19 protein-coding genes are annotated in these 17,964 nt (G+C 59.1%); 8 read left to right on the forward strand and 11 right to left on the reverse strand.

The annotated features are described in order from the left end of the window. The 3 genes from VK725_RS02865 to VK725_RS02875 form a co-directional block, all read left to right on the forward strand. The coding region (locus VK725_RS02865) for a TIGR03862 family flavoprotein (protein WP_325316550.1) at positions 1-936 on the forward strand (936 nt) is incomplete at its 5' end. 122 nt (positions 937-1,058) lie between these two features. Beyond that, positions 1,059-2,354 carry an ectonucleotide pyrophosphatase/phosphodiesterase gene (locus tag VK725_RS02870; protein ID WP_325316551.1) on the forward strand — a complete coding sequence of 432 codons (1,296 nt, stop codon included), beginning with the start codon at positions 1,059-1,061 and terminating at the stop codon, positions 2,352-2,354. An 80-nt stretch (positions 2,355-2,434) separates the two neighbouring features. After that, a complete protein-coding gene (locus VK725_RS02875; RefSeq protein ID WP_325316552.1) occupies positions 2,435-3,346 on the forward strand; it encodes a LysR substrate-binding domain-containing protein in 912 nt (303 codons plus the stop codon). A 34-nt stretch (positions 3,347-3,380) separates the two neighbouring features. Here the strand turns inward: VK725_RS02875 and VK725_RS02880 are convergent, their stop codons facing one another. From VK725_RS02880 to VK725_RS02890, 3 genes are all read right to left on the reverse strand, one after another. Continuing rightward, positions 3,381-4,667 carry an MFS transporter gene (locus VK725_RS02880; RefSeq protein ID WP_325316553.1) on the reverse strand — a complete coding sequence of 429 codons (1,287 nt, stop codon included), beginning with the start codon at positions 4,665-4,667 and terminating at the stop codon, positions 3,381-3,383. A 91-nt stretch (positions 4,668-4,758) separates the two neighbouring features. Beyond that, the gene (locus VK725_RS02885) at positions 4,759-5,592 is read right to left on the reverse strand and encodes an alpha/beta hydrolase (protein ID WP_325316554.1); all 834 of its coding nucleotides are present in this window, start codon (positions 5,590-5,592) and stop codon (positions 4,759-4,761) included. Positions 5,593-5,645: 53 nt separating this feature from the next. Beyond that, positions 5,646-6,764: an aldo/keto reductase gene (locus VK725_RS02890; protein WP_325316555.1), complete on the reverse strand. Its 1,119-nt coding sequence runs from the start codon at positions 6,762-6,764 to the stop codon at positions 5,646-5,648. Positions 6,765-6,878: 114 nt separating this feature from the next. Between VK725_RS02890 and VK725_RS02895 the strand changes: the two genes are divergently transcribed. After that, positions 6,879-7,832: a LysR family transcriptional regulator gene (locus tag VK725_RS02895; RefSeq protein WP_325316556.1), complete on the forward strand. Its 954-nt coding sequence runs from the start codon at positions 6,879-6,881 to the stop codon at positions 7,830-7,832. On the opposite strand, the gene VK725_RS02900 is transcribed toward VK725_RS02895, so the two are convergent. Both VK725_RS02900 and VK725_RS02905 read right to left on the reverse strand, forming a co-directional pair. Continuing rightward, positions 7,829-7,993: a hypothetical protein gene (locus VK725_RS02900; protein WP_325316557.1), complete on the reverse strand. Its 165-nt coding sequence runs from the start codon at positions 7,991-7,993 to the stop codon at positions 7,829-7,831. The two genes, VK725_RS02895 and VK725_RS02900, sit on opposite strands and share 4 nt — an antisense overlap. Positions 7,994-8,477: 484 nt before the next feature. Further along, positions 8,478-9,848, reverse strand: coding sequence for a formimidoylglutamate deiminase (locus tag VK725_RS02905; protein ID WP_325316558.1), 1,371 nt, complete (start codon positions 9,846-9,848; stop codon positions 8,478-8,480). 77 nt (positions 9,849-9,925) lie between these two features. On the opposite strand from VK725_RS02905, the gene VK725_RS02910 reads away from it, so the two are divergent. Genes VK725_RS02910 through hutI form a run of 3 tightly spaced genes read left to right on the forward strand, consistent with a single transcriptional unit; the run spans position 9,926 to position 14,241 of the window. Beyond that, positions 9,926-11,488, forward strand: coding sequence for a bifunctional GNAT family N-acetyltransferase/carbon-nitrogen hydrolase family protein (locus tag VK725_RS02910; RefSeq protein ID WP_325316559.1), 1,563 nt, complete (start codon positions 9,926-9,928; stop codon positions 11,486-11,488). Positions 11,489-11,548: 60 nt separating this feature from the next. After that, positions 11,549-13,018: a chloride channel protein gene (locus VK725_RS02915; RefSeq protein ID WP_325316560.1), complete on the forward strand. Its 1,470-nt coding sequence runs from the start codon at positions 11,549-11,551 to the stop codon at positions 13,016-13,018. After that, a complete protein-coding gene (gene hutI / locus VK725_RS02920) occupies positions 13,015-14,241 on the forward strand; it encodes an imidazolonepropionase (RefSeq protein ID WP_325316561.1) in 1,227 nt (408 codons plus the stop codon). The genes VK725_RS02915 and hutI overlap by 4 nt, the downstream gene beginning before the upstream one ends. Before the next feature lie 29 nt (positions 14,242-14,270). Here hutI and VK725_RS02925 read toward each other — a convergent pair whose 3' ends face one another. The 6 genes from VK725_RS02925 to VK725_RS02950 all read right to left on the reverse strand — a co-directional run bounded on the left by VK725_RS02925 (position 14,271) and on the right by VK725_RS02950 (position 17,557). Next, positions 14,271-14,870, reverse strand: a complete 600-nt coding sequence (locus VK725_RS02925; protein WP_325316562.1) for a hypothetical protein — start codon at positions 14,868-14,870, stop codon at positions 14,271-14,273. Positions 14,871-14,988: 118 nt separating this feature from the next. Then, positions 14,989-15,150, reverse strand: a complete 162-nt coding sequence (locus tag VK725_RS02930; RefSeq protein WP_325316563.1) for a 30S ribosomal protein THX — start codon at positions 15,148-15,150, stop codon at positions 14,989-14,991. 75 nt (positions 15,151-15,225) lie between these two features. Continuing rightward, positions 15,226-16,170, reverse strand: coding sequence for a cation diffusion facilitator family transporter (locus VK725_RS02935; protein WP_325316564.1), 945 nt, complete (start codon positions 16,168-16,170; stop codon positions 15,226-15,228). Between the two features lie 47 nt (positions 16,171-16,217). After that, positions 16,218-16,649, reverse strand: a complete 432-nt coding sequence (locus VK725_RS02940) for a MerC domain-containing protein (RefSeq protein ID WP_126672121.1) — start codon at positions 16,647-16,649, stop codon at positions 16,218-16,220. Between the two features lie 112 nt (positions 16,650-16,761). Then, positions 16,762-17,214, reverse strand: coding sequence for a transcriptional repressor (locus tag VK725_RS02945; RefSeq protein WP_325316566.1), 453 nt, complete (start codon positions 17,212-17,214; stop codon positions 16,762-16,764). A 73-nt stretch (positions 17,215-17,287) separates the two neighbouring features. Beyond that, entirely contained in the window at positions 17,288-17,557 is a 270-nt protein-coding gene (locus VK725_RS02950) for a hypothetical protein (protein WP_325316565.1), read from the reverse strand. 137 nt (positions 17,558-17,694) lie between these two features. Between VK725_RS02950 and VK725_RS02955 the strand changes: the two genes are divergently transcribed. Further along, a partial coding sequence (locus VK725_RS02955; protein WP_414648439.1) for a hypothetical protein occupies positions 17,695-17,964 on the forward strand: 270 nt, incomplete at its 3' end.

Here is a 17,964-nt window from a genome sequence, read left to right on the forward strand (position 1 = left end):
AGCGGCCGCGTTTTTCCCAGCGATCTGAAGGCGGCGCCTTTGTTGCGCGGTTGGGTGCATCGTTTGCGCGAAAGCGGTGTGCGGTTTCATGTACATCATCAATGGCTTGGATGGACTGAAAACGGCGCACTACGCTTTGAAACACCGGACGGAGAACGCACATGTACGGCCAAAGCCGTCGTACTTGCACTCGGTGGGGGCAGTTGGCCACAGCTCGGTTCGGATGGCGCTTGGTTGCCTTGGCTCGCATCGCGCGGCGTGGATACAGCACCGTTGCAGCCGTCCAACTGTGGCTTCGATATTGGCTGGACTGATTATCTCGCTGCACGTTTCGCCGGTGCGCCATTGAAGCCGGTAGCCGCATATTGGCGCGACGAGTCCGGACACGAACATGCGCGTCAGGGCGAGTGCGTGATCACCGCGACGGGGATCGAAGGCAGCCTTGTCTATGCACTTTCCGCGTCATTGCGCGATGCGATTGCCGAGCATGGCCACGCCAAGCTGGAATTGGATCTAGCCCCTGATCGCCCACTCGCTCGTTTGCAGCACGACCTGGCAAAGCCTCGCGGCAGCCGCTCCTTCAGCGAACATCTGCGCCGCAACACCGGGCTGACCGGTGTGAAGGTTGCGCTGCTGCATGAAGTGCTCGACAAGTCGCAATGTCAGGATACCGATACCGTCGCGCGAACCATCAAGCGCCTCCCGTTGCGACTCCGCCGCGCACGCCCGATGGCGGAAGCCATCAGCACGGCCGGCGGCGTACGCTTTGAAGCGGTCAACGACAGCTTGATGGTGACCGCCCTCCCCGGCGTGTTTTGCGCAGGGGAAATGCTGGATTGGGAAGCCCCCACGGGCGGTTATCTGCTGACCGCCTGCTTCGCCAGCGGCCAGCGTGCCGGGCTTGGCGCCACTGCTTGGCTGCAACGCCCGGGTTGACCTTGCTCCCTCACAAGAACTTGCGTCAATGCCATGCCCCGACTTTTTTGCAAGAGCTGAATTAGTCACACATCTGCGCGATCATGGAGGGGCTTATCCATTGATAAAAACGGATCGTCCTGATGAAACGGTTTTCTCTCCTGTTGCTTTCTTCACTGACTGTTCTTGGCGCAGGTTGCGCTTCGCACAAGACCGCACCACCACCTGCGCCCGTTCCGGTGGTGCAGCAAACCAAAGTCAACGCGCCTGCTCCGTTGCTGCTGATTTCGATCGACGGCTATCGCCCCGATTACATCAAGCGCGGATTGAGTCCGACGCTGCAAGCACTCGCCGACACCGGTGTGCATGCGCAATCGATGCAGCCATCGTTCCCTTCGCTGACGTTCCCGAATCATTACGCCATCGTCACGGGGCTGGTGCCCGATCACAATGGCATCGTCAACAACACGATGCTTGATCCGGAGCTGGGTAAATTCTCGATCAGCGACCGCAAGGCGGTGGGCAACGGATTGTGGTGGGATCAGGCAACCCCGTTATGGGAAACCGTCGACGCCGACGGCATGCGTTCGGCGACGATGTTCTGGCCCGGTTCGGAGGCGGACATTCAAGGCCGTCGCCCAGATTACTGGAAACCCTTCGACGCCAAGGTAACGCCCGATCAACGTGTCGAGCAGGTACTGGCGTGGCTGGATCTGCCGCCAGAACAGCGCCCAACCTTCATCACGCTGTACTTCGATGCGGTGGATCATCAGGCACATGAACACGGCCCCGACTCACCGGAAGTAAACCAGGCGATAAGTGGAACGGATGAAGCCATGACTCGTCTTGTCGATGGATTGCGCCAACGCCATCTCTTCGATGACATCAACATCATCGTGGTATCCGATCACGGCATGGCGAGCGTGCCGAAAGAAAACAGCATCCTGATCGACAAGCTGATCAACATGAAAGACGTGGATACCGTCAGCGTCGGCGTCCTTGCCGGCTTCAACCCGGTGCGCAAGCACGATTTCAATGCGATCGAGGAGAAACTGGAGCAGCCGCAAGAGCATATGCACTGCTGGGATAAATCGCGCATACCCGCACGATTCCAATACGGCAGCAATGCACGCGTGCCCCAGTTGGTTTGCCTGGCCGACGTAGGCTGGCGCATCGCGACGACGGATTACCTCGCCAAACATCAAGACAAGCTAAGCGTCGGCGACCACGGCTATGACAATGCCGATCCGCACATGCAGGCCCTGTTCATTGCGCATGGCCCGGCGTTTCAGAGCGGTATCAGCTACCACAGCTTCCCGAATGTGGATGTCTATCCGCTGATGGCGCACATCCTCGGTGTCACGCCCAATTTCGGCGACGGCAAGCTGGAAGACGTACAAGGCATGCTGAAGCCGACGGCACCTGCTGCCGCGCAGTAATGCATGTGAAACCCTCTCCTGCGGGAGAGGGTTTTCTCAGGCTACTTGAGTATCGCCGACATTGCCGCGAAAGTAGCACCATGACTATCGAGTTACGCCATCTGCGCTACTTCGTCGCCGTGGCCGACACCCTGCATTTCGGCAAGGCGGCGGAACGGCTTGGCATGTCGCAGCCGCCGCTCAGCCAGCAAATCCGTCAACTGGAAGAAACCGTAGGCGCGCGCTTGCTGACGCGCACCAACCGTCGCGTCGCGCTGACCGAACCTGGACGCATTTTTCTGAAGGAAGCGCGCGATATCCTTGCACGCGTCGAACGCGCGACCGAACTCGCTCAGCGCGCGCAACGCGGTGAACTGGGCGAGCTGCATATCGGCTTCACGCGGACCATTCCGCTGTCGCAACAAATCCCGCGCGCCATCTTCGAATTTCGTCAGCGTTTCCCTGCCGTCCATTTGCAACTGGAGGAAATGAACTCGCTGCGGCAGATCGATGCGTTGCTCGAACGTCGGCTGCATCTGGGCATCTTGCGGCCGGAATCACTGCCGGGTTCGCTCGTCTCCAAACGCCTGTTCCGTGATCCGCTGGCCGCCGTCGTGCGATCCGATCATCCTGCTGTCAAGCGTGTCAATGCGCGCGGAAAACTTCCGATCGCCGCGTTGGCGCAGGAACCTTTCGTGATGTTTGCGCGCAGCGCGGGCGCAGGTGTCTACGAACGCACATACAACTTGTGTCGTAACGCTGGTTTCTCACCGCGCATCGCACAGGATGCATTGGAGGCCTCGACCATCATCGGTCTTGTTGCTGCAGGCCTCGGTGTCGCCATACTGCCCGAGTCGTGCGGGCATATCGCTCTCGAAGGCGTGACCTTCGTTCCGCTCGCCGACGCTGCCGCGATGTCGGAAATCCACGTGGTCTATCGTGACGACGAGCGCTCGCCCCTGGTGCCACGCTTTGTGCAGTTGCTGTTGGCGGGCACGCGTCAGACAGGATAATTGCTAACCTCAATGTGATCGATGAGATCGATTTTCACGGCATGGCACCTTTGCTCATCGGCGCGGGCGGCGTGACAAGTTGAGGCAGCGGCTGCACGCGGTAGAGCCAAAGTGCAATCAGCAAACCCGCCAAAACAAGCACACCTACGAACAACGCCACACCTTGCCAGCCATAATCCGCGTAAAACAGGCCGCCGCTCGCACCCGCGATGCTTGAGCCCATGTAGTAACTGAATAGATACATCGACGACGCCTGTGCTTTCGCAACGCCACCTCGTCGCCCTACCCAGCTGCTGACGATGGAATGACCGCCGAAGAAGCCGAACGTGATCGCGGTGATGCCCAGGATGATCAACCACAGCGGCGTCATCATCGTGCACGCCACGCCGAAAAGCATGAGGGCAAGCGCGGTCCACAGTACTTTGCGTCGCCCCAGTTTGCCGGCGAGATGTCCCATCCATGCCGAACTGAAAGTGCCGACAAGGTAGATGGCAAAGATCAGGCCCACTACGGTCTGGCTCAGGTTGTATGGCGGCGCCAGCAACCGATAACCCAGATAGTTGTAGACCGTGACGAACGCTCCGAGCAGCAGAAAGCCTTCGGCGAACAGCCAGGGCAAACCGGCATCGCGGAACATAGTGGCGAAGCGGCTCAAGAGCGCGCGCCATTGAAGCGCTTGTGGCCGGAAATAGCGCGATGGCGGTAGCGCCTGCCAGAAAATCACTCCGCAAATAAGCCCAACCACGCCCACGACGGCCACGCCGATACGCCAACCAAAATAATCGGCGACGACACCGGAGATAAGCCGCCCGCTCATGCCGCCGACAGCGCTGCCGCTGATGTACAGCCCCATGCCCAGGCCAATCGATTCCGCATGCATCTCCTCGGTCAGATACGTCATCGCTACCGCGGGCAAACCGCTAAGCGTCAATCCAAGCAAGGTACGTACGGTCAACAGTGCGTACCAGTTCGGCATGAGTGCCGTTAACAACACCAGCACTGCCGAGGAAAGCAGTGACGCCACCATGACGGATTTGCGCCCCCATGCATCGGAGACACCGCCGGCAAACAGCATCGCGAACGCAAGCACCCCCGTGGTCAACGAAAGCGAAAGTGCACTCGCCGCAGCGCTGATGCCGTAGTGCGCACTGAACAGCGGCATCAGCGGCTGCACGCAATACAGCAATCCGAAGGTCGACAAACCGGCTGCGAACAAGGCGAGATTGGTTCGCCGAAAGGCAGGTGTGCCGTGACGAATCAAATCCTCGTCCGTCCATGCTAGGGGCTTGGCAGATGATGGGTCGGAGAGGCTTGCGCTCATCGGGACGTCGCCGTTGCGAATGGCACAAGCATAATCCGGCACACGTGGAGGATCGATAGCGCGGCGAATCTGGCTCGATAGTCGGCGGATATCAATCGGTCATTGCAGTGCCTGGCAATACCTCGCGTATCTGTGCAAGCACGGTAGAGGGCGCCTCCATATTGGCGTGATGCGCGACATTGGGAACAACCACAAGACGCGCGCCGGCAATGCCTTCGGCCAGTACTTTCGACAGTTCCATCACTTCCGGCTGATCGTCGCTCCCCACCATCAGCACGGTAGGCACACGGATCTCGCCAAGACGTTGCAAGGCGGAAGGCTCGGGCACACGTTGGTCCGTAGCGGCGCGCGTCCAATAACTGGTTTCGCGCATGAACAACGCCGACGTCATGGCTTCCGTGCGTTTGCGCACGAGAGGATTCACTTCATGAGGTGCGCGGCGCGTACCATCCGTAAAGGCGCGCAGAGAGCTATCGATCATGCCGCTGGCATCCAACGTATTGAGTGCTTGCAAGAATGCACGCGCGGCAGGGGTGCTGTCGGCAAATTTACCCCAGTAACCAGCGCTTACGAAGATCAAGGCGCTCACGCGTTCCGGGTTGGCGAGCGTGAAGTCGAGCGCCATCGCAGCGCCGCCCGAGCATGCCAGTAAGGCAGTGCGCCGAACGCCACATGCATCCAACACCGCGGCAAGATCTTCATGATGCGCGTAGTCGCCTGGTTCGATCGTGGATCGACCAAAACCGCGTGCATCGTAGCGGATGACATGATGCGTGTCGGCGAACGCGGTGAATTCAATATCCCATTGGCCGCTATCCACCACAAAGCTGTGCAGCATGGTAATGGCGCTGCCCTCGCCTGCGTACTCGACGTGAAGTCGCGCATGTTCGACGTCTACCCAGCGTGTTGTTGCACTGACAGTCATTGGAGTCTCCTTCGCTTCAGAGCGCATTTTTCATCCGACAGATAGGTGGCAGTTCAACGGCTCGCGCGAATTTCGCGAGCTTCCAGGGAAGGCACAAAGATCGGCGGTGCGTAACTCGCAGGTTTGTCGCCAACAGCCACGCCACCGTGCATGCGCGTCTGCTGAATGTCCTGGAACATGTAGTAAGGGAACGGTTTATCGGGAGCGCTCGCTGCATCCAGACGTGTGCGTAATTCAGCGGGTAATTCGAACGACAACGCGGCGAGATTGGCATCGAGCTGCTGCGGCTTAGTCGCACCGATGATCACCGACGCGACGCCCGGCTGCGTCGCGACCCAATTCAACGCCACTGCCGCCATGCTTTGACCCGATGCCTTCGCGACCTTTTCCAGCTCGGCAACGATTTTCCAGTTGCGTTCAGTAAAACGCTCAAAACCCGGTGCGCCAGCGACTTTGGCAAGACGCCCCTCGCCTTCACCACCTTGCTGGCTGGGCTTGTACTTGCCCGACAGCAATCCCATCGCCAGCGGACTCCACGCGGTAATCCCAATACCGAGGTTCTGCGCCAACGACACATATTCGTGTTCGATGTTGCGCTCCGCGAGCGAGTATTCGAGCTGCATGTTGACCAGCGGCGTCAACGCATGCGCTTCGGCGAAAGTTTGCGCTCGCGCTGCGTACCACGCAGGAATGTCGGACAACCCGGCGTAGCGAATCTTTCCTGCACGCACCAGATCGTCAAACGTGCGCATCACTTCTTCGGCTGGCGTGAGTCGGTCCCACGTGTGCAGCAGATAAAGATCGATGTAGTCGGTGCGCAGACGGCGCAGCGACGCCTCCACGGCACGCATGATGTTCTTGCGGCCGTTGCCACCCGCGTTGGGATTGCCCGGCTGTGCGTTGTAGCTGAACTTGGTGGAGATCACCACGCGGTCGCGTGTACCGCTTTCCTCGATGAACTTGCCCACCATGGTTTCGCTGGTGCCTTCGGTATACAGGTCGGCGGTGTCGATGAAATTGCCACCCGCCTCCAGATAGCGATCGAACATGGCACGCGCTGTGTCCTCGGCGGCGCCCCAACCCCAGTCATCGCCGAAGGTCATGGTGCCCAGGGCGAGACGGCTGACGCGCAAACCGGAACGGCCAAGGGTGAAGTACTGATCGAGTGACATGGCTGAACTCCGCAGGTGGAAGACGAGTTCAGTGTGCGCCGGGCGATCCTGTTGAAAAACCACCTGTCACTTGATGCATTATAAAGCTGTTCTAACTAATGACCGAGGACGCCCATGCGGGACGACTACGCCCTGCGCGCTTTCCGCGCGATCGCCGAGCACGGCAGCTTTACCCGTGCGGCAGCCGCTCTCGACGTGACAGCTTCGGCCCTGAGCCAAACCCTGCAGCAGCTCGAAACGCAGCTCGGGACGCGCCTGTTACAGCGCACAACGCGTCGCGTAGGCCTGACCGAAGCGGGCGGCGACCTGCTCAAACGCATCGCACCAGCGCTTACCGAGCTGGACAGGGCGATGGACGAGACCCGTCAGCACGGCGATCGCGCGCGCGGCACGCTCAGGTTGACCGTTCCTTTCATCGTGTCGCAATGGATGATCGAACCGATGCTCGCTGAATTCATGGCGCGATGGCCCGATGTACGGCTGGATATTCACGTCGACAACAGCCTTACCGACCTGGTCGCCGACAGTTTCGATGCAGGCATCCGTTTGGGTGAACGGGTGGAGCGCGACATGGTTGCGGTACCCATCAGCGGACCGATGCGCTCCGTAGTGGTCGCCTCTCCCACCTATTTCAAACGTCACGGCCGACCTGAAAATCCGAAAGAGCTTCAAAGCCACAACTGCATAAAATTCCGCCTGCCAAGCAGCGGCGCGATTTATCGCTGGGAATTTGCGCATCGCAGCGGCGCGCAAAAAGGAAGTTGGTACGAGATGGCCGTTGACGGGAGCCTGACCGTCAACGACTTCTCGTTAGCTTTGCGGGCCGCCGAAGACGGCATCGGCATGACGTACTTGCTCGACATGAACGTGCGCACTGTGATCGATGCCGGTCGATTGGAATGCGTGCTCGAGCCCTGGTTACCGCCGTTTGAAGGCTTATACCTGTACTACCCGAGCCGGTTCCAGGTACCGCCAAAACTGCGCGTATTTATCGACTTTGTTCGCGAATGGGCTACTCGTGCAGCGGCTCCGAAGAGCCGCTCTAACGAGGAATGGAAACCCGATTAGTGATAGCGCCAATAACCGCCCACCCAAACGTGCCCAGTTGCGTAATAGCCAGGCACCCAAACGCGAGCCGGACGAGCCGGAACAACAATGCAACCTGTTTGGGCGAGCGTGCCACCCACTATGGCAAGCGCGAACAGGAAGACAGAAAGATAACGACGCATGGCAAATCTCCTCGTGAGTTGGAACTCAAGTCGGAGAACGCAGCCGTGATTCTTTGCGATGACCGTAGAAACCTGAACTGATGCCGAGGGTTCAGCCCCGCCGTCAGGCATGTGAAAGCTGTTACGTGCAAGAACTGCCAGCGCGTATTCATGTCAACGCTAAAGCAAAGGCATGCGGTGCCGTTACTTTGAATGTGTTCATCCGCGCCGAGGTAATTTGCACGGTCGATGCTTCAAAAATTACGCATTCTGTACGCGAACGACGAAATCTTTTATCCGATTTCTATTCAGCAATGTGCATGATTCGCACCGCGCAAAACACACACATAACCATAGAGCGCGCTTGTTCGATATCTGGAAAAACCACCGTGTGATGTTCAGCAGGCTTGCAGCCGGAGGCCGCCGACGCGAGGTAGCGGGCAGCAGCCTTTCGATGGTCCGGCTCCGGCTGCAAACCTGCTGAACATCATGCTTGTGTTTCCAATCAACCCGCTGCCAGATGTGCCATTGCCGTGCGGTATCGCGCGGCAATGCGTTCTTCATCGCGATGATGAAAATCGCGCACGACCCACTGGCCACCGGTCATGACGTGACGAACCAGCGGCGTGTTGCCGGCAAACAGAAAACTGTCCATCGCCGAACGCTTGTCGCGCGCAGCCAACAGCGGCGATTCGCTATTGAGCACGATGAAGTCGGCACGCTTGCCGTCGCTTAGGTCGCCGATAGCAAGATCCGCCGCTTGAGCACCACCCTGCAAGGCAGCTCGCCACAGTGTCTCGCCGACGCTGTCGCCCGCATGGCGTGCCGCAACATTGCGGTGCCGCGTCAGCAGGCGCTGTCCATATTCAAGCCAACGCAACTCTTCCACAGGCGAGATGGAGATGTGCGAATCCGACCCGATGCCGAGCACACCTTTCGCATCGAGATAACGCGCAAGCGGAAACAATCCGTCGCCCAGATTCGCTTCCGTCGTAGGACATAAACCGGCTACCGCACCGCTACGCGCAATCTGCGCCGTCTCCGCTTCGGTGAGATGCGTGGCATGCACCAGGCACCAGCGTTTGTCGACATGCGCGTGGTCATACAGCCACTCGACCGGTCGTGCGCCACGCGTGGCGAGGCAGTCTTGCACTTCGCCGATCTGCTCGGCGATATGAATGTGTATAGGGCCAGCCTTCAGCGCTTCGTGCTCAACGACACCACGCCATGACTGCTCGGGAATCGCACGCAGGGAATGAAGTGCTACGCCCACGCGTAAGTCACTGCGTTCAAGTTTGCGCAAAGACGCCAGCACGTGAAGATAGCTCTCCACATCATGACCAAAACGGCGCTGGCGTGGCGATAGCGCGCGGCCGTCGAAACCGCCGCTCATGTAAAGCACCGGTAACAAGGTAAGTGCGATACCTGCTTCGCGCGCCGCTTCGATCAGCGCAAGCGACATCGCTTCGGCTTGCGCGTAAGGCGTGCCATCCGGTTGATGATGCAGATAATGAAATTCGCAAACTTGCGTGTAACCCGCTTTGAGCATTTCCACGTAAAGCTGTGCGGCTATGGCCTGCAACGTGTCCGGATTAATGCGGGCAGCGAAACCATACATGGTTTCGCGCCAGGTCCAGAAGGAATCGTCCCCGGGACCGCGACGCTCGGCGAGGCCCGCCATCGCGCGCTGGAACGCATGCGAATGCAGATTCGGCATGCCCGGAAGCACCCATCCATCGAGGAGTTGCTCGGAACCGCCGCGAGACGCGCCGATCCAACCCTGGTTGTCCACGGCAAAAACGGCGTCGGAGCGCCACTCATTGTCGCGCCAGAGTTGGCGTGCTTTAAAGGTATGGGCCGCGGCCGAATCGCTCATGAACAATCTCCCTGTGGCTTGCGGAGTTTACCGGTTCGCTCGCATCCGCTTCACCTTGCATGCGAAAAAATGAAGGAATGGCCAAGAAAAGCGAAATGTCGCCCAAGTTGACCTTGCGGCAAGCCACGCCCCTGGATGTACCCGCACTTGTAGACCTCACCGCACGCATTTACACGGCCGAGTGGGGGCATTCGGCGGAAATGTTGCGATCCCAGCAGACACATTTCCCCGAAGGTCAGTTCGTTGTCCAATACGAAGGCAACATCGTCGGCTACTGTGCCACGTTTCGTATCGACGAATCCCTGGCCTTGAAGCCGCATACGTGGATGCAGATTACCGGCGGAGGCATGGCATCGCGCCATAATCCGGACGGCAACTGGCTGTACGGCATGGAAGTGGTGGTGCATCCCGATTATCGAGGCATGCGCATCGGCCAGCGCCTTTATCAGGCACGCAAACGGTTGTGCAACGACTTGAAGTTACGTGGCATTACATTCGGCGGACGCATTCCCGGCCTTGCACGAAACATTCAACGTTATGGAAGTCCGGAAGCCTATGTTCAAGCGATTGTCGAAGGTCACCGACGCGATCCAACGCTGAGTTTTCAGCTAGCCAACGATTTTGAAATCATCGGCCTTCTGCGCGCCTACGTGCCGACGGATTACGACTCGCTCGGCTATGCTGCACATCTGGTGTGGCGCAACCCTGCGTTGCTGGATCAACCTGATATTCCTGCCATCAAATCAACGCGCAACCTGCCCCATTCGGTACGCGTGGCGACGGTGCAATACATGCAGCGCCGCATCAAGTCGTTCGAGGAATTCGCCACGCACGTCGAATACTTCACCGACATTGCAGCGGATTACAACGCCGATTTCGTTACCTTTCCGGAAATGATTACGCTGCAGTTGCTGTCGATCGAGAACGAGGAGTTGTCTCCCGTCAACACCATACGCAAGCTCAGCCACTACACACCGCAAGTAAAGGAGCTTTTCACGCATCTGGCGGTGCATTACAACATCAACATCATCGCCGGCTCGCATCCGACCGAGCAGCAGAATGGCGACATCCACAATGTCTGCTATGTGTGTCTGCGCGATGGCTCACTGCACGAGCGCGAGAAAATTCACCCCACGCCCAGCGAGCGCATCACGTGGAATGTCACCGGTGGCGACACGGCGGCAACGGTTCTGACCGATTGCGGCCCGATTGGCGTGATGATCTGCTACGACTCGGAATTTCCGGAAGTCGCGCGGCATCTGGTCGATCAGGGTGCACTGATGTTGTTCGTGCCGTTTTGTACCGACGTGCGCGAAGGCTATCTGCGCGTTCGCTACTGCGCGCAAGCTCGTGCTGTCGAAAATCAATGTTATGTGATTATGTCGGGCAACGTCGGCAACCTGCCCGGCGTCAACAACTTCGATATCCAGTACGGTCAAAGCTGCATCCTGACGCCCAGCGATTTTCCTTTCGCGCGCGATGGTGTTGCCGCCGATTCCACACCGAACATCGAAACAGTGTTGTTCGCCGACCTGCGGCTGGAAAGTCTTGCCATGGCGCGCAACGCCGGTGCCGTGCAGAATCTCAAGGATCGGCGCTTCGACCTCTACGAAACACGCTGGCTGACACGGCCTCGTTAACCGACAGCATCCTCTCGTCACGGGGGAGAGGAAGCGTGGCCCATCTGCCATAATCGGAGAATGTCCGAATCTCCTGCACAGCCACCCAAAGCCTCCAATCCACGGCTGCGCGCCGTGCTTGGTCATGAGTTTTTTGCTCCCTATCAATGGAAGCGCCGCATTGCCCTATGGAGCGGCGCCATCCTGGTTGCACTGGCAGCGATTCTGTTTGCCAAGGCCAGCGATTGGGCCTATGTGCTGTTTCAGAAAATCGTGGCGCATGGCATCTGGATTCCGCTGATCATGACCCCTGCCGTATTCGGCTTACTGTCGTGGGCCACCGAAGGCCGGTTGCGCGCTGCGCGCGGTAGCGGTATTCCGCAGGCGATCGCTTGTATCCATATCGAGGATGAGAGTTTTCGTACGCGGATGCTGGCGCTGCCGATTGCCGTCAGCAAAATGGTGCTCACCTTGGTGGCACTTGCCGTGGGTGCATCGATTGGCCGCGAAGGTCCGACCGTGCACATCGGCGCAGGCTTGTTCTACTCGCTGGGAAGAAGGCTTGGCTTCTCGGACCCCAAAGCGATCTCGCGCTTTATTCTCGCCGGTGGTGCCGCAGGTATCGCGGCCGCATTCAATACGCCGCTCGCGGGCGTGGTATTCGCCATTGAAGAATTGGCCGGTACGTTCGAACACCGCTTCAGCGGCTTGTTGCTCACCGCCGTGATCGTGGGTGGCGTGGTGTCGTTGGGCATTACCGGCAATTACGCTTACTTCGGCACGGTACAAGCCAGTCTGCCGCTGGGGCATGCGTGGTTGGCGGTGTTGCTATGCGGGCTCGTGGGCGGCTTGTTGGGCGGCATATTTGCTCGACTCATTCTTTTAAGCCGGCAAGGACCGTTGGCGGCGGTTGGCCGCTTGCGCGAACGCAACCCGATTCTGTTCGCCGTCGGGTGCGGTTTTGCACTGGCGTTGCTCGGCGTGTTTTCGCATAACGCTGTGTACGGCACGGGCTACGCGCAAGCACGCGCCTTCGTGCAGGAAGCATCCCTTACGCCGGGCCATGGTTTCGGCATCGTCAAATTGCTTGCCAACGTGGTGTCGTATTGGGCAGGTATTCCGGGCGGCATTTTTTCGCCGGCATTGGCGGTGGGCGCCGGACTTGGTCACAACATCGCTTACTTCCTGCCGCACGCGCCGGAAGCCGCCGTGGTGCTACTGGGCATGAGTGCTTATCTCTCTGGCGTGACCGGCGCTCCGCTGACATCAGCCGTGATTGCCATGGAGCTGACGAACAATCAGGACATGGTGATTCCGATCATGGCGGCTTGTCTCCTCGCCCGCGCGGCGGCATCGATCTTCTGTCCCACGCCGGTGTACAAGGATTTCGCCGAACGCTTGATCCAGGACTTCGAACGACAGCAGGCGGAACGTTCGGCTGTCGAAAAACAGCGTGCGCCATCTCCGGTAAGCAGTGAGGTGGGGCCAACCAGCGCGTATGGCGAACCTGTCGCACCCACCGATATATCCGACGAAAAGCCTGAGTCATGAATTGGGACCTGCTACTGACGAATGCATCGCTCGCCACGTTTGTCGGCGAAGCCAGCCACGGTCTGCTGACCGATGCAGCGATTGCCTGCCAGGATGGCCGCATCGTTTGGTTAGGTGCAATGCGAGATCTTCCTTCCGCGTCAGCAACAATGGCGTTGGAAGTCCACGACCTCGATGGCGCACTGGTCACGCCGGGATTGATCGACTGCCACACGCATCTGGTCTTCGGCGGCGATCGAGCGCAGGAATTCGATCTGCGTCTTAATGGCGCTAGCTACGAAGAGATCGCGCGTGCAGGTGGCGGCATTGTGTCGACGGTGCGTGCGACGCGTCATGCGAGCGAGGACGAACTCTTCGCACAGTCACTACCACGTGCACGCGCGCTGCTGGCCGATGGCGTCACCACGCTCGAAGTCAAATCCGGTTATGGACTGGAGTTGGAGGCGGAACGACGCATGCTGCGCGTGGCGCGACGCTTGAGCGAAGCACTCGGCATTCATGTTCAGACCAGCTTTCTGGGATTGCATGCGATTCCGCCGGAGTACAAGGATCGGCGCGATGACTATGTCTCGCTTGTTTGCGATGAACTGCTGCCGGCACTTGCGAACGAAGGTCTGGTCGATGCCGTAGACGCGTTCTGCGAGGGCATCGGTTTCACGCGCGCCGAAACGGAGCGCGTGTTCGAGCATGCGCGCTTGCTTGGCTTGCGGGTAAAACTGCATGCGGAACAGTTATCGGATCTGGACGGTGCCGCGCTGGTCGCCGAATTCGGCGGATTGTCCGCCGACCATCTCGAATACCTTAGCGATTCGGGCATTCAGGCGATGGCGCGGGCGGGTACGGTGGCAGTGCTTTTGCCCGGCGCCTTCTACGCGTTGCGTGAAACCAAACTTCCGCCAGTGGATGCGCTGCGCTCGCACGGCGTACCGATGGCGATTGCGACGGATTGCAATCCAGGCACATCCCCGCTTCTGTCGTTGCGGCTGGCTGCGAATATGGCGTGCACATTTTTCAGGCTGACACCTGAAGAAGCGTTGCGCGGCATCACGGTGAACGCTGCACGCGCTTTGGGTTTATCCGATCGCGGCACATTGGCTGTTGGGAAGCGCGCCGATCTCGTCGTATGGAATGCGAGACAACCCGCAGAATTGTGTTACTGGATTGGCGGCGGTCTAGTGCGCCAGGTATGGATTGGCGGCGTGACTGCTAAGCAGGCGTCCTGATTTGCTGCTGTGACAACCCTGCGAAGTGATCAAAGCGTTTCAAACTCGCGCGCGATCCACGAAAGCTGGTAAATGACGCCCGCGACGGCAAAGAGTTCATGAAAGCGTGGCCGTCTCGTGCATATGGCGACGAGACTCAACACAATGTACGTGCCATTGCGTATCGCGTATTCCGTGCCGAAACTGCGCAAATAAGTAGGCCCTTTCACCCATGTGTCGGCATAGTCGATGATGTACATCACGGCGAGCGTGCCGAAGAACCATGCGCGGCGGGAATAGTAGTAGTCCCGATAATCTTTATAGCCAGCGATTTGTTCGGGAAAGATCAGCGCACAAAGCAGGTACAACAGCAGCGCATAGATCACCACGAACATATACAGATTGAAGCTCCACTGCTGCAATGACGCGAGCCGGAATTCCCACCACCAGAAATGCAGCAGGAAAAGAAACATGGAAAACGCCCAGACCAGATGCACCCAGTAGATGCCGGTCTGTTTGGGGTGCTCGACGATGCGTGCGGCGTGACGCAGCAAGTGCGTCAGCGCAAGACCGACGATCATGCCCATCAGCACGCGTACGTGCAGATAGATATCGACTTCCGGTAGCGCACTAGTGGGAGGTACCGCCATATCGCTTCCCTCGCCCGCCTTTGGATTCGGCGACCTCGAGTGTATGCGACCGACTGTCCCCGGATAATGAAAAAGCCCCCGACGGGCGGGGGCTTTTTAGGACGCCGAGCTGGGAAGCTCAGGCCGATTTTTTCTTCGGAGCGGCTTTCTTGACGGCTGCCGGCTTGGTCACGGTCGGCTTGGCGCCGGCCACGGCGGCCTGCACCGAGTGCGCGCGCGTGTTGCCGTAGCTGCCACGGTAGGTCTTGCCGCGACGGGTTTTGCGATCACCCTTACCCATAAGAACTCCTTAAAGCGTAATGCTGTGGACGGTCTATCATCCTAGCAGCGGGGCCCTCAAGCGCCAAGGGTGACGTCAGTGGGGGTGGCGCGCGTTGCAGCCGGGGTCGCCATCGGGGCAATCGCCCGGGTCGATCTGGACGGTGGTGTGCCGGATGCCAAAGCGATCCTGCAGGGTGCGATTCACGGCGGCCAGTACGCGCGCATCGTCACTGTGATCGTGTAGCTCAAGATGCAGCGTGGCCATGCGCGAGCCGGATGCAAGCTGCCAGACATGCAGATGGTGCACATCGCGAATGGACACATCGGCGGTAAGAAGCACGGTTTCGACTTCCTGAGGGTCCATGCCCTCTGGCACGCCCTCAAGCAAGATGTGCGTCGAGCGGCGCAGCAACTGCCACGCGCTGTGCAGGATCAACAGCGACACTAGCAGCGATAGCACCGGGTCAGCCCAGTTCCATCCCATCCAGCGCACGGCCAATGCAGCAAGCACGGCACCCACGGAACCCAGAAGATCCCCCAGCACATGCAACGTCGCTGCGCCGAGGTTCACGTCGTCGTGGGCATGCCCATGCAGGCTGCGCAACACAATCAGATTGACGAGCAAGCCGACAATCGCAACACCAAGCATCACACCGGAGAGAATCTCGACCGGCTTGAAAAGTCGCGTGATGGCTTCGTAGGCAATAAATCCAACCAGCACAAACTGCGTGAGCGCATTGACGAAACCGGCCAGTACTTCCAGGCGCCCGTAGCCATAGGTGCGTCGCGCATCCGCCGGACGCAACGCCAGGCGCACCGCAAAAAAGGCTAGTGCGAGCGCCAGTGAGTCGACCAGCATATGACCCGCGTCGGCCAGCAGCGCCAGCGATCCCGACCATAGGCCGCCAACCACTTCGGCGATCATCATTCCCGCGGTGAGCACAAACGCAAACAGCAATTTGCGCTCGCGCCCCGTCGCCCTCGTTGTCTCCTGAGGGTGATCGTGATGCTCGCAGGCGTGGCTGTGCACGTGATTCATTGAATAATGCTAGGAAGCATCGCCGCCGTTACACAATCACTGCACGCTCAATGCGCGCAGTGCGGGCCATGTACGTGGCCAAGCTGACGATCGAATCGAAGATTGACGAAGTGAGCGCTGGCAACCAGCAAACCGCCGCAAGTGACCAGCACGCTGTGCAAGATGATCGAATAGTTCTCCGCAAAGGTAACGCCCATCACCAGCAACGCCAGTCCTGGAAATGCCAGTCGAAGTGGCAGCGATCGATGATGACGGCGATAGCCGTTGACGAGTGCAAACAGTGCAAGTGCGCTGGCACACAGCACAAAACCGCGCTCAAACGCGTGATCGGCGAGAAAGCTCAATCCCAGTAAGGGAAGAATCGCCAGGACAAATGGCAGCAACGCGCAGTGGATGGCGCAGAGAAATGACGCGGTGGCGCCGACTCTATCGGCGAAGTTCCACCAGCGTGTCGGAGGCGGCGTTGGCGTGGAATCCATGTGGGACTACACCATGCAGGGGTTAGCCGGGGGGCGGCATCGTTTTGATACAATATAACATCGATGAGCCGCACGCAAGCGACCCAGTCAAGGGGAGCAAATTACGGAGGAATCAGGCCTTGCGGCACTCTTTGCAGATGCCGTGCACTTCCAGAGTCTGTGCCTGGGGGCGGAAGCCGAACGTCTTGGCTTGCGCTTCGATGAGTTCGGCAACCCGTTCATCGCACACTTCTTGCGCGCTGGAGCACACATCGCAAATCAGGAATGGCACCTGATGCGCTTCGGCCGGGTGATGGCATGACACGAACGCGTTGATCGATTCCAGCTTGTGGATGAAGCCATGTTCAAGCAGGAAATCGAGTGCGCGATAGACCGTGGGCGGGGCCGCATTTCCATGCCGTTCGCGCAGATGATCGAGCAAATCGTACGCCTTGACCGGTTTGCCCGCGGCCGCAATGAGCTCCAGCACTTCCTTGCGCAGCGGCGTGAGACGCAGACCGCGCTCCTCACTGGCGTGCTCCACTGCCGCGACGAACTCCTTGGGACCGTCGTGGTGATGGTGCATATGCGCTTTGACGGAATGACTGTCGCTCAACGGATTCACCTCGACTTTGATAATACACCCCATCGGCTAAACATTAGCGCGGAAGCGGCGGTGGCTTGGCTGATTTGGGGATGAGCAGGACAATAATCCAGCCGATCGGTCCCAGTGCCAACGCCCAGACGACGCCGGCCATCAGACGGCCCCGCCACCAACCCAACAAGGCGCCTACGACAACAAAAACCACACTCCACCAGAACAGCGCGGCCAGCGGCAGCATGTTCATCAGGTTCATGAAGATGTGAAGGGACGCGTCGGGCGAACTCATATCGACGCCCTGCGATGCCTTGGCAATCAGCTCATCCATTATGCTCCTCGGTACGAGCGCAGCGCGCGCGACTGACAACTTCAGCATTCTGGCCCAGAAGACGGCTGACGTGCAGTGTCGCAGTCGTCGGTGCGCACTGATCGCTGCTAAATCACTCTCAGGAATCTTCCGTCCACATGTGGAATATCGCCTCGAATTTTCCAGAACTGTTGGCCGCCCGATATCAACTCGGTCCGATCTACGGCAGTGAAGACATCTGCACGTTGCTTTACAGCCTGGTTCGCAGGGAAAGACCGGAAGTCGTCGTAGAGCTGGGCACCGGCATGGGCGTGACAACCGCGTGGATTGCCGCCGCGATGAAAGAGAACGGCGTCGGCACTATCTATACCTACGACAACGGCAGCCATTTCCAGGTGCCCGACGTGAGGAACTTTCTTGCCGTAACG

The sequence above is a fragment of the Dyella sp. genome, from assembly GCF_035486915.1.
Classification (GTDB): domain Bacteria; phylum Pseudomonadota; class Gammaproteobacteria; order Xanthomonadales; family Rhodanobacteraceae; genus Dyella_B.

Excerpts from the sequence above, each read along its gene's own strand:
- VK725_RS02870 (WP_325316551.1), top strand. The coding sequence starts at position 1,059 with ATGAAACGGTTTTCTCTCCTGTTGCTTTCTTCACTGACTGTTCTTGGC.
- VK725_RS02875 (WP_325316552.1), top strand. The coding sequence starts at position 2,435 with ATGACTATCGAGTTACGCCATCTGCGCTACTTCGTCGCCGTGGCCGAC.
- VK725_RS02880 (WP_325316553.1), bottom strand. The coding sequence starts at position 4,667 with ATGAGCGCAAGCCTCTCCGACCCATCATCTGCCAAGCCCCTAGCATGG.
- VK725_RS02885 (WP_325316554.1), bottom strand. The coding sequence starts at position 5,592 with ATGACTGTCAGTGCAACAACACGCTGGGTAGACGTCGAACATGCGCGA.
- VK725_RS02890 (WP_325316555.1), bottom strand. The coding sequence starts at position 6,764 with ATGTCACTCGATCAGTACTTCACCCTTGGCCGTTCCGGTTTGCGCGTC.
- VK725_RS02895 (WP_325316556.1), top strand. The coding sequence starts at position 6,879 with ATGCGGGACGACTACGCCCTGCGCGCTTTCCGCGCGATCGCCGAGCAC.
- VK725_RS02900 (WP_325316557.1), bottom strand. The coding sequence starts at position 7,993 with ATGCGTCGTTATCTTTCTGTCTTCCTGTTCGCGCTTGCCATAGTGGGT.
- VK725_RS02905 (WP_325316558.1), bottom strand. The coding sequence starts at position 9,848 with ATGAGCGATTCGGCCGCGGCCCATACCTTTAAAGCACGCCAACTCTGG.
- VK725_RS02910 (WP_325316559.1), top strand. The coding sequence starts at position 9,926 with ATGGCCAAGAAAAGCGAAATGTCGCCCAAGTTGACCTTGCGGCAAGCC.
- VK725_RS02915 (WP_325316560.1), top strand. The coding sequence starts at position 11,549 with ATGTCCGAATCTCCTGCACAGCCACCCAAAGCCTCCAATCCACGGCTG.
- hutI (WP_325316561.1), top strand. The coding sequence starts at position 13,015 with ATGAATTGGGACCTGCTACTGACGAATGCATCGCTCGCCACGTTTGTC.
- VK725_RS02925 (WP_325316562.1), bottom strand. The coding sequence starts at position 14,870 with ATGGCGGTACCTCCCACTAGTGCGCTACCGGAAGTCGATATCTATCTG.
- VK725_RS02930 (WP_325316563.1), bottom strand. The coding sequence starts at position 15,150 with ATGGGTAAGGGTGATCGCAAAACCCGTCGCGGCAAGACCTACCGTGGC.
- VK725_RS02935 (WP_325316564.1), bottom strand. The coding sequence starts at position 16,170 with ATGAATCACGTGCACAGCCACGCCTGCGAGCATCACGATCACCCTCAG.
- VK725_RS02940 (WP_126672121.1), bottom strand. The coding sequence starts at position 16,649 with ATGGATTCCACGCCAACGCCGCCTCCGACACGCTGGTGGAACTTCGCC.
- VK725_RS02945 (WP_325316566.1), bottom strand. The coding sequence starts at position 17,214 with ATGCACCATCACCACGACGGTCCCAAGGAGTTCGTCGCGGCAGTGGAG.
- VK725_RS02950 (WP_325316565.1), bottom strand. The coding sequence starts at position 17,557 with ATGGATGAGCTGATTGCCAAGGCATCGCAGGGCGTCGATATGAGTTCG.